Genomic DNA, 9,822 nt, shown 5'->3' on the forward strand with positions numbered 1-9,822 from the left:
CATGAGCCAGACCAAGGACAGTAGTATAAAAGATATCGCCGCTATCGACTTAGGTTCGAACAGCTTTCATATGGTTGTCGCCAAAGTCGTCGATCAAGACCTACAACTAGTCAGCCGACACAAACAGCGTGTGAGGTTAGCTTCTGGGTTAGACGCGCAGCATAACCTAGATAATGCCTCGATTGAACGAGGATTAGAGTGTCTTGCTATGTTTGCCGAACGTCTGCAAGGCTTTGAACCGGAAAACGTCCGTATTGCCGCTACCCACACATTGCGTATCGCCAACAATACCCACATCTTTTTGCAGCGTGCGCGCGATGTCCTACCCTTTGCCATCGAAGTCATTCCTGGCGAAGAGGAAGCACGCCTAATCTACAGTGGTGTTGCACACACTCAAACCGAGTCCAATTCGAAACTGGTGGTGGATATTGGTGGGGGAAGTACCGAGCTCATCATAGGTAAAGCTTTCGATCCCGTTTTGTTGAATAGCACCCAAATGGGGTGTGTGAGTTACACCGCTAAATTCTTTGCCAACGGCAAACTCTCCACTAAAAACTTCTCCAAAGCGATTTTATCGGCTCAGCAAAGGCTTGAAGCGTTATCAGTTCGATACAAAAAACAAGGCTGGGAAGTAGCTCTCGGCTCCTCGGGAACCGTTAAAGCAATAAAGGAAGTCTTAATTGGTTTAGGATATGAAGACGGCCTGATTACCTACAAACGTTTGTATAAACTTATCGATATATTGTGTGATTTTGCCCTTATTGAGGACATCAATTTGGTCGGACTCACGGAGGAAAGAAAGCCCGTCTTTGCCGCGGGTGTCGCCATATTAACGGCGATTTTTGAAAGCTTAAAAATCAGTGAAATGCACTTTTCAACAGGCGCATTACGTGAAGGCTTACTTTACGAAATGGAACAAGGTTTCCAGCGCTCTGATATCCGCATGCGGACCACTGAAAATTTGGCCGCTAAGCATTTTGTCGATCTGGATCATGCAGCCAAAGTTCGCGGACAAGCCGTTGAGTTTCTAAATCAAATACATGAGCCACTCAATCTAAAAAAGAAAAGTGACTTATTTAGTCTACTCGAATGGGGCGCCCTGCTTCATGAGGTTGGGCTCAGCATTAGCTATCAAGCTTTCCATAAGCATTCAAGTTATATACTCGCCCATACCAACATGCCGGGCTTTAATAGTGAGCAACAGCGCATCTTAGCCACTCTGGCTCGGTTTCAACGAAAGTCGCTTAAGTTACAAGAACTTCCTGAGTTCAGCTTATTTAAAAACAGACAAATACTGGCTTTGATAAGGATTCTACGACTTGCCATCATCGTCAACGGACAACGAAATGAAGAGTTACTGCCTCTCAAGCTTACTATTATCGATGATGTCTGGACTATGAGTTGTGAGCAAGAGCGATGGCTAGAACAAAATCGGCTCCTCTTCGCTGACTTACAAACCGAACAACATTACTGGCAAGCGGTAGGATGGCAACTTAGATTCGATTAGTTACGTTACCACCTTAGGTCAACCGCCACAGAGATTAGTCGTTAAAGCTTAGCCCAACCTTAGCTAACTCTTGTTCTGCGAACTCTCGACTTACCGGAACATAGCCATCTTCCTCTACGATTCGCTGACCTTCTCGAGAATAAATGTAACGAATATAGGCTTCTTCTATCGGGTCCAGTTTTCGCTGTGGATCCTTGTTGACATAAACATATAGGAACCGAGACAGTGGATAACGTCCGGACTGCACATTGTCTTGAGTTGGTAAAATATAGTCACTGCCTTTCCGAGCAATTGGAACCAGCTTCGCTCCCGATACTTGATAGCCAATACCCGAATAGCCAATCGTATTCACTGATGAGGCGACTGACTGTACAACAGACGCCGAACCTGGCTGTTCATTCACGTTACGCTTGAAGTCACCTCCACACAACGCATTATTCTTAAAATAACCATACGTTCCCGATACCGAGTTACGACCAAACATCTGAATAGCACGTTGGCTCCACGGTGCCTTAACGCCTAGCTGTGCCCACTTACTTATGTAGTGATTACTTCCACAACGGAGTGTTGAGGAAAAAATGCTATCTATTTGCTGGAAGTTCAACCCCTTTATAGGGTTATCCGTATGAACAAATATTCCGATAGCATCGATGGCCACTCGCAGTTCCGTAGGTTTATATCCATAGTGCCGCTCAAACGACTCCACTTCTTTTAGACGCATCGACCGACTCATGGGGCCAAATTGCGCCGTCCCTTCCGCGAGCGCAGGAGGTGCCGTCGATGATCCTGAAGCTTGAATCTGGGCATTAACATTGGGATAAATATTCTTAAACTCTTCAAGCCACAAGGTCGTCATGCCCGATAACGTATCAGAGCCTACCGAGGATAAGTTTCCGGCCACTCCAGGTTGCTTGGTATATTGGGGCAGTTCAGCAGCCTGCGAAGAGAAAGCTACCGCACCCAAAAGCAATACTGACCAACTTAACCTTCCACTTATCGCCATTAGTTCACTACCAAACGTTCTGGAAGAATAAATGAGAACTTACTACCTACGCCCACTTCCGAGTGAATGTCCAGATGCGTATCATGATGAGACAGTGCGTGTTTTACGATAGCTAATCCCAACCCACTTCCGCCGGTATCACGAGAGCGCGCCTTATCAACACGATAGAAACGCTCTGTTAATCGATGCAAATGCTGAGGCTCAATGCCATCACCGGTATCTTCCACTTCTAAACATGCACCTTGAGCAGATTGATACCAACGTACTTTTACGTTGGCTCCCTGTGGCGTATATTTAATCGCATTGTAAACCAGATTCGAGATAGCGCTTCTTAGCTGATCATCGTCGCCAAAGACTCTTAGGCTATTGTCCACATCAAACTCAACCTTATGTCCATCCTCGCCACTTAGACTAATCGCCTCCTTTTCGAGCACTTCAAGCATAGCAGGCACGTTAACGACTTCGTCCAACTCATGCATCGGCGCCGCTTCGATTTTAGAGAGCGTGAGCAATTGATTCACTAGGCTATTCATTCGATTGAGCTGCTCGGTCATTACTCCGTGAGCCTTGGTCCACATAGGACCGACAACCATGTCTGGATCCTCTGTCATCTCTAGGTAACCTTGCAAAACGGTCATTGGCGTGCGCAGTTCATGAGAAACGTTAGCAAAGAAATTGCGACGCATACCTTCCAACTGCTTAAGTTGGCTGACATCACGCACTACCATCAAGTGTTCACCTTCGGTATACGGCACGATACGAAGCTCGAGCATTCTTTCCACATTTAAAGGCGAACGCATTTCTAGAGGTTCAGAAAAATCCTGCTTGTTGAGATACTTAATGAAATCTGGCGTACGAATAAGATTAGAAATCGGCTGTCCTGAATCATCAGGCCAGCGAAAGCCGAGAAGGTGCTGTGCGAGTTTGTTACACCACACGATATTGCCTTCACTACGAAACACCACCACCGCATCGGGAAGCGATTCCGCACCGTTTTTAAAGCGGCGAATCAGGTTGGTTAACTCTTTGCGTTTACGTCTTTGGCGCTGTTGAAGTCGATAGATGCCATTAAATAACGACTCCCAGTTGCCTGTACCGGATGGCGGTGTAAGACGCTTTTCATCCCACAACCAAGCAGACAAACGCATTTGATTATGTAGGTGCCATATCAACTGCAAAACCGTGGCAACGAGAAGTAACCACGGCATGTATCCAAATATCCACCCAACAACAATCCAAGGGGTGTAAAAAAAAGCCAGCTCCCAGGCCAGCTTTTTCCAGGTTAACCTTTCAACCATTTATCTCTCCAGTTCGATGCTAGCCTTTGGTAGAGAAACGGTAGCCAGCGCCTCGAACGGTCTGAATCAATTTATCATGTCCTGCGGACTCTAATGCCTTACGCAAACGACGAATGTGTACATCTACCGTGCGGTCCTCAACATAAATGTTAGTACCCCAAACGTTATTGAGCAGTTGTTCGCGACTGTATACGCGCTCTTGATGAGTCATAAAGAAATGCAGCATTTTGAATTCAGTCGGCCCCATATCCAGCGGAGCATCATTCGCGGTAACACGGTGTGACACAGGATCTAGCTTTAGACCCTGAACATTAATGACATCTTCCAACGCGGTTGGTGTAACACGACGAATCACCGCCTTCAGTCTCGCTACCAACTCCTTTGGGGAAAAAGGCTTGGTGATGTAGTCATCGGCTCCAACTTCCAAGCCGCGCACTTTATCTTCTTCTTCACCACGAGCCGTCAACATCACCACTGGAATGTTTCGGGTTAGCTCTTCACGCTTCATGTGCTTTATGAAATTGATACCTGAACCACCGGGCAACATCCAATCTAGCAGAACAAGATCTGGGTAAGGTTCAGCCAGTTTGTTTACTGCGGTATCGTAATCTTCTGCTTCAACAGCTTGGTAGCCTTTCTGCTCTAACACGAAACACAGCATTTCACGAATTGGTGCTTCATCCTCAACAACCAGGATTCTTCTAGACATATCTGAATAACCTTATGGAATTTAATCAACTGCATGCATTATCAAGAATTATTATGACACTTTTGTGACCATTGAAAACAATTTTTCATATAACTTTCGCACAATCTGGATTGTCATATTGAAGATTTAAGCTAGGACAATTGTTTGAAAATTGCCTATCATGTGCAGCTATCTATTGTAAAGGTGAGAGTAATATGTGGTTTAAAAACTGTTTGGTCTATCGATTCAACAAAGAGCTTGAATTTAACGCCGATAAACTCGAGCAGCAGCTTGAAGAGTTTCGTTTTGCACCTTGTGGTAGTCAGGATAAGCAAAAGTTTGGTTGGGTGACAGCGCTTGGAAAACATGGCGACATGATGACCCACGTGTCTGAAAACCGCATTTTGCTGTGTGCAAAGAAAGAAGAAAAAATGCTGCCTGCATCAGTGATCAAAGAGTCACTAAACAGCAAAGTTGAAGCGCTTGAAACACAAGAAGGTCGTCCACTTAAGAAAAAAGAAAAAGATGACCTGAAAGATGAAATCATCATCGACTTACTTCCACGAGCTTTCAGCCGCAGTAATCTCACCCATCTACTTATTCTGCCAAAAGAAGGCTTCATTATTGTCGACGCAGGCAGCTTTAAGAAGTCAGAGGATGTCATCGCTCTATTGAGAAAAACAATAGGCAGCTTGCCTGTTGTTCCGGCTTTCCCTGAGCAACCTATTGAGAATACCTTAACCGAATGGGTGAAAGGCGGTGAAGTCCCTACTGGCTTCAATATTCTTGATGAAGCAGAGCTTAAGTCAGCGCTAGAAGACGGTGGTGTTATCCGTTGTAAGAAACAACAACTGTCAAGCGATGAGATTCTTGGTCATATTGAAGCAAATAAGTTTGTGACTAAGCTCGCGCTGAACTGGCAAGAGCGTATTGAGTTTATTCTGGCTGATGATGGCAGTGTTAAACGCCTTAAATTCAGTGATGAACTGAAAGATGAGAATGATGACATTCCAAGAGAGGATGCTGCAGCACGAATGGATGCTGACTTCTCATTACTTTGCGGTGAGCTTGGCGCATTCCTACCAAATCTATACGACGCCTTAGGCGGCTTACCAAAGCAATAGCTATTGCTTATCTGAGCTCGCGTTCTGCGAGCTCAATACAAAACTTGGAAACCTCTCCATATTAGCGTAAAATTTGCGCCCCTTAGTGCCATTAGGTGGCACAACACTGACTTGAAATCAGATTAGAGATATAAAGCAATGTTTACTCCAGAACTTTTGTCACCTGCTGGCAGCCTTAAGAACATGCGTTATGCATTCGCCTACGGTGCGGATGCGGTTTACGCGGGTCAACCTCGTTACAGCCTTCGTGTACGTAACAACGAATTCAACCACGAAAACCTTCAGATAGGTATCAATGAAGCACACGCCCTAGGTAAAAAGCTATATGTGGTTTGTAACATTCAACCACATAACTCGAAGCTAAAAACCTTCATCCGCGATCTGAAACCTGTTGTTGAAATGGGTCCAGACGCACTGATCATGTCTGACCCAGGTCTTATCATGATGGTTCGTGAAGCATTTCCTGAAATGCCGATTCACCTATCAGTACAAGCAAACGCGGTAAACTGGGCGACCGTTAAGTTCTGGGCAGCGAATGGCGTTGAGCGCGTTATTGTTTCTCGTGAACTATCGCTAGAAGAGATTGAAGAAATCCGTGAACATTGCCCTGAAACCGAGCTAGAAGTATTCGTACACGGCGCACTTTGCATGGCTTATTCGGGCCGCTGCTTACTATCTGGCTACATCAATAAACGCGATCCAAACCAGGGGACATGTACTAATGCATGCCGCTGGGAATACAAAGTTGAAAAAGCGACTGAAAACGACGCAGGTCAAATTGTCGAAGAATTTGTTCCTGAAGCACAAGCCGTTGAAGTCGTTGATGAGCGTCCAGAGACCACTATTGGTCGCGGTAAACCAACGGATGAAGTCGTACTGCTTTCTGAAAGCCATCGCCCAGAAGATAAAATGGCAGCATTTGAAGATGAACATGGTACTTATATCATGAACTCCAAAGATCTTCGTGCGGTGCAGCATGTTGAGCGTTTGACTAAGATGGGTGTCCACTCACTTAAGATTGAAGGTCGTACTAAATCTTTCTACTACTGCGCTCGTACTGCTCAAGTTTACCGTAAAGCTATTGATGACGCTGTTGCTGGCAAACCGTTTGATGAGTCACTATTAGGCACGCTAGAAAGCCTAGCTCACCGTGGTTATACAGAAGGCTTCCTACGTCGTCATACTCATGACAGCTATCAAAACTATGACTACGGTTATTCCGTTTCCGATTCTCAGCAATTTGTAGGTGAGTTTACCGGTAAACGTCGCGGCCACTTGGCTGAAGTTGAAGTGAAAAACAAATTTGTAGTTGGCGATAGCCTTGAGTTAATGACACCAAAAGGCAATGTGGTATTCAGCCTAGACGTGATGGAAAACCGTAAATCAGAAAGCATCGACGACGCTAAAGGTAACGGTCACTTCGTCTTTATTCCAGTACCAGAGGAGTTGGATCTGGACTACGCACTACTTATGCGTAACCTAAATTCAGGACAAGACACACGTAACCCAACTGGTAAGTAACCATGGCACTATTAATCACTGACAAGTGCATCAACTGTGATATGTGTGACCCTGAATGTCCTAATGGGGCAATTAGTATGGGCAGCGAAATCTTTGAGATCGATCCCCATCTATGCACAGAGTGCAAAGGGCACTACGACAAACCAACTTGTCAGTCCGTCTGCCCAATCACAAAATGTATCATCACCGATCCAAACCATGTGGAAACCGATGATGAGCTACTTGAGAAGTTTGTGATTATTCAAGGTATGGCCTAGTCAGTAAAAAGCCTCCAAGTGGAGGCTTTTTATTACCCAGACTTTTCGATTGGAAACACATTGCAGTAGAGCTCTTTTTCATACTGCATCTCCAGTTTTTTGCGCCAATTTTCCGCAGAGTTAACCGGAATTAAATAGAATTTCTCTCTGCTGGTGTCGGTCACAAAAGCAATAACGTATTGCATCAGTTCGTAGTAAATGTCATTGATGAAACCAAGTGTGAAACTTTGCCTGCCGGATAGTTGATTAATATCCTCTCTCGTTAGAATCACTCCATCTTTTTCTGAAGCGAATCTTTCCCTAAGCCATCGGGCAAACTGCCTTGATGAAATCATGGTCATAACAGTCTTCCTTACCCAAAACTTAATGGGGAAATCCCCAAAATACAGCAGATAAGTCTTAACTCGACAACAATAACACCCAGAAACAAAAAGACTAATCTACCGAAGTACTCATAAACATAGTCAACATCCTTGGACTTCTCCAGTCCCAATTATGAGAGAGCTAAGATTCAAACACTAACCTTAGTGTTGCCTATTATTGTCGTAATCGTCATCCTGAAATACATGAAAATATAGCGCCACATCAAGCTCTTTCACTATTGCAGATGGTACTTGGTTAGTAATAGATGAAACCACTGCATTTTTGACATTCGATCCTAGGTTACACCAAAGCGCTTCAACAAGTGGGTAAGCGTGACTGATCTTATTATCAAAGTAGCAAACCGGCTCAACCAGTAGGCAAAACCGTATTTCAACAAATTCAGGGGGCAGTCGTTCTCAAAGCAAAAGGCTTTTAGTTCATTTAGAGCCTTTATATATGGCAAGGGAAACTAGGCCGGAGCTTAGGAGGTTCGATTGGGATCACGATTAATACCAATCTAAGTAAAAATATGATCTAATTGATGCTATTACTTTTGCGAAAAAACGGATGCTATGGGCAACCTCGATAACATTGACTTTAAAAAGCTCGCTAGCCAACAAAAATCTATCCAGATGAAGATGCGATTACTTGCGTTGTCCCACTTTAAAGATGGTCACTCTCGCACCCAAATTGCCAAGTTCCTTAAAGTCAGTAGAACCAGTGTCAACAAATGGGTACAAACTTTCCTTGAGGATGGGCTTGATGGGTTGCAAGAAAAACCAAGAACGGGTCGGCCTGCTTTCCTTAATCCTCAACAACGTGAGCAATTAAGCCTGTACATAAAGAATCGAGCAGAGGATTCATCAGGGGGTAGATTAACTGGTGCTGACATTCATACCTATATCGCCGAAGAGTTTGGTAAGTACTACCACCCAGATTCTATTTATTATTTGCTCAATCATATGGGCTTTTCTTGGATAACCTCCCGCTCCAAGCACCCTAAACAATCCCAACAAATCCAAGACGATTTTAAAAAATTCAAAATCGAAACGATCCTTAAGATCCACGGACATATGGGACTTGAGAGAGTTGATGTTTGGTTTCAAGATGAAGCAAGATTTGGCCAGCAAAATACGACAACTCGACTTTGGGCTGAACGTGGTTCAAGGCCTAGAGCGGTAAAACAACAGCAATTTGAGTATGCTTATTTGTTTGGCTCAGTATGCCCCACTAGAGGGATCGGAGAAGCAATGGTAGTTCCTTGGGTTAACAAAGAGATTATGGTTGAGCACCTTAAGCAGATCGCCGCAGTCACCGAAAAGGGACGTCATGCCGTCGTCATTATGGATGACGCAGGATGGCACACCGAAGATATTGCTGATGAATTTCAGAACATCAGTGTCATCAAGCTCCCACCCTATTCTCCGGAGCTAAACCCCATAGAACAAGTATGGAGTTGGTTGAGACAACACTATCTCGCCAATCAGTCTTTTTCGGATTACGAAGATATCGTCTCTAAAGTGTGTAGCGCATGGAATAGTTTTTTGGAGTGCTCCACTAGAGTCTCCAAGATGTGTTCGAGACGATGGATAGAGCTGACCAGTTAATTTTCCAGATTAGTATCAGAGCCTTTGAATATGGCAGGGATAGAGAGATTTGACCGGGCTGGCGACCCAGCTCCCAACACATCGCTTTTAAAAAAGCGAAATCAAAAAAGGCTCCGACCTAAGTCAGAGCCTTTGAATATGGCAGGGGTGGAGAGATTCGAACTCCCAACACGCGGATTTGGAATCCGCTGCTCTGCCAATTGGAGCTACACCCCTATCTTCGTGTTTATTGAGACGACTCTCAAATAAGTGGCGGAGTGGACGGGACTCGAACCCGCGACCCCCGGCGTGACAGGCCGGTATTCTAACCAACTGAACTACCACTCCGCAGTGGTCTATTTAAAGTCTTATCTTAAACGTGCTTTAAACAGATGTTGTTCAAAGCCTGGCGATGTCCTACTCTCACATGGGGAAGCCCCACACTACCATCGGCGCTATTGCGTTTCACTTCTGA

At 44.8% G+C, this 9,822-nt stretch carries 10 protein-coding genes and 2 tRNA genes; 5 read left to right on the top strand and 7 right to left on the bottom strand.

What is annotated here, in order from left to right:
- Position 1: 1 nt before the first annotated feature.
- Positions 2 to 1,507: an exopolyphosphatase gene (gene ppx, locus VTH8203_RS08610; protein ID WP_096993301.1), complete on the top strand. Its 1,506-nt coding sequence runs from the start codon at positions 2 to 4 to the stop codon at positions 1,505 to 1,507.
- Positions 1,508 to 1,541: 34 nt separating this feature from the next.
- Here ppx and VTH8203_RS08615 read toward each other — a convergent pair whose 3' ends face one another.
- The 3 genes from VTH8203_RS08615 to phoB are packed head-to-tail and all read right to left on the bottom strand — an operon-like array spanning position 1,542 to position 4,517.
- Positions 1,542 to 2,510, bottom strand: coding sequence for a PstS family phosphate ABC transporter substrate-binding protein (locus VTH8203_RS08615; protein ID WP_096993302.1), 969 nt, complete (start codon positions 2,508 to 2,510; stop codon positions 1,542 to 1,544).
- On the bottom strand, positions 2,510 to 3,808 hold the full coding sequence (gene phoR, locus VTH8203_RS08620) for a phosphate regulon sensor histidine kinase PhoR (RefSeq protein WP_096993303.1): 1,299 nt from the start codon (positions 3,806 to 3,808) through the stop codon (positions 2,510 to 2,512). Before phoR ends, VTH8203_RS08615 begins: the two co-directional genes overlap by 1 nt.
- A 19-nt stretch (positions 3,809 to 3,827) precedes the next feature.
- The gene (phoB, locus tag VTH8203_RS08625) at positions 3,828 to 4,517 is read right to left on the bottom strand and encodes a phosphate regulon transcriptional regulator PhoB (protein ID WP_096993304.1); all 690 of its coding nucleotides are present in this window, start codon (positions 4,515 to 4,517) and stop codon (positions 3,828 to 3,830) included.
- A 194-nt stretch (positions 4,518 to 4,711) separates the two neighbouring features.
- Between phoB and rdgC the strand changes: the two genes are divergently transcribed.
- The 3 genes from rdgC to VTH8203_RS08640 all read left to right on the top strand — a co-directional run bounded on the left by rdgC (position 4,712) and on the right by VTH8203_RS08640 (position 7,398).
- Positions 4,712 to 5,620 carry a recombination-associated protein RdgC gene (gene rdgC, locus VTH8203_RS08630; protein ID WP_096993305.1) on the top strand — a complete coding sequence of 303 codons (909 nt, stop codon included), beginning with the start codon at positions 4,712 to 4,714 and terminating at the stop codon, positions 5,618 to 5,620.
- Between the two features lie 138 nt (positions 5,621 to 5,758).
- Entirely contained in the window at positions 5,759 to 7,141 is a 1,383-nt protein-coding gene (gene trhP / locus VTH8203_RS08635; RefSeq protein WP_096993306.1) for a prephenate-dependent tRNA uridine(34) hydroxylase TrhP, read from the top strand.
- A gap of 2 nt (positions 7,142 to 7,143) precedes the next feature.
- Positions 7,144 to 7,398, top strand: coding sequence for a YfhL family 4Fe-4S dicluster ferredoxin (locus VTH8203_RS08640; RefSeq protein WP_006074776.1), 255 nt, complete (start codon positions 7,144 to 7,146; stop codon positions 7,396 to 7,398).
- A 32-nt stretch (positions 7,399 to 7,430) separates the two neighbouring features.
- Here VTH8203_RS08640 and VTH8203_RS08645 read toward each other — a convergent pair whose 3' ends face one another.
- Together VTH8203_RS08645 and VTH8203_RS25480 are read right to left on the bottom strand one after the other, a co-directional pair.
- Positions 7,431 to 7,739 (bottom strand): hypothetical protein, encoded by a 309-nt coding sequence (locus VTH8203_RS08645; RefSeq protein ID WP_096993307.1) that lies wholly within the window; start codon positions 7,737 to 7,739, stop codon positions 7,431 to 7,433.
- Positions 7,740 to 7,922: 183 nt separating this feature from the next.
- Positions 7,923 to 8,171, bottom strand: a complete 249-nt coding sequence (locus VTH8203_RS25480; protein ID WP_096993308.1) for a DUF1904 family protein — start codon at positions 8,169 to 8,171, stop codon at positions 7,923 to 7,925.
- A 162-nt stretch (positions 8,172 to 8,333) separates the two neighbouring features.
- Between VTH8203_RS25480 and VTH8203_RS08655 the strand changes: the two genes are divergently transcribed.
- Positions 8,334 to 9,368 carry an IS630 family transposase gene (locus tag VTH8203_RS08655; RefSeq protein WP_096993309.1) on the top strand — a complete coding sequence of 345 codons (1,035 nt, stop codon included), beginning with the start codon at positions 8,334 to 8,336 and terminating at the stop codon, positions 9,366 to 9,368.
- Positions 9,369 to 9,507: 139 nt separating this feature from the next.
- Here VTH8203_RS08655 and VTH8203_RS08660 read toward each other — a convergent pair.
- Together VTH8203_RS08660 and VTH8203_RS08665 are read right to left on the bottom strand one after the other, a co-directional pair.
- A tRNA-Trp gene (locus tag VTH8203_RS08660) sits at positions 9,508 to 9,584 on the bottom strand.
- 34 nt (positions 9,585 to 9,618) lie between these two features.
- A tRNA-Asp gene (locus VTH8203_RS08665) sits at positions 9,619 to 9,695 on the bottom strand.
- Positions 9,696 to 9,822: the final 127 nt, after the last annotated feature.

Source organism: Vibrio thalassae (assembly GCF_900089835.1).
Lineage (GTDB): Bacteria > Pseudomonadota > Gammaproteobacteria > Enterobacterales > Vibrionaceae > Vibrio > Vibrio thalassae.

Coding starts and splice junctions, on each gene's coding strand:
- ppx (WP_096993301.1), top strand. CDS start 2: ATGAGCCAGACCAAGGACAGTAGTATAAAAGATATCGCCGCTATCGAC.
- VTH8203_RS08615 (WP_096993302.1), bottom strand. CDS start 2,510: ATGGCGATAAGTGGAAGGTTAAGTTGGTCAGTATTGCTTTTGGGTGCG.
- phoR (WP_096993303.1), bottom strand. CDS start 3,808: ATGGTTGAAAGGTTAACCTGGAAAAAGCTGGCCTGGGAGCTGGCTTTT.
- phoB (WP_096993304.1), bottom strand. CDS start 4,517: ATGTCTAGAAGAATCCTGGTTGTTGAGGATGAAGCACCAATTCGTGAA.
- rdgC (WP_096993305.1), top strand. CDS start 4,712: ATGTGGTTTAAAAACTGTTTGGTCTATCGATTCAACAAAGAGCTTGAA.
- trhP (WP_096993306.1), top strand. CDS start 5,759: ATGTTTACTCCAGAACTTTTGTCACCTGCTGGCAGCCTTAAGAACATG.
- VTH8203_RS08640 (WP_006074776.1), top strand. CDS start 7,144: ATGGCACTATTAATCACTGACAAGTGCATCAACTGTGATATGTGTGAC.
- VTH8203_RS08645 (WP_096993307.1), bottom strand. CDS start 7,739: ATGACCATGATTTCATCAAGGCAGTTTGCCCGATGGCTTAGGGAAAGA.
- VTH8203_RS08655 (WP_096993309.1), top strand. CDS start 8,334: ATGGGCAACCTCGATAACATTGACTTTAAAAAGCTCGCTAGCCAACAA.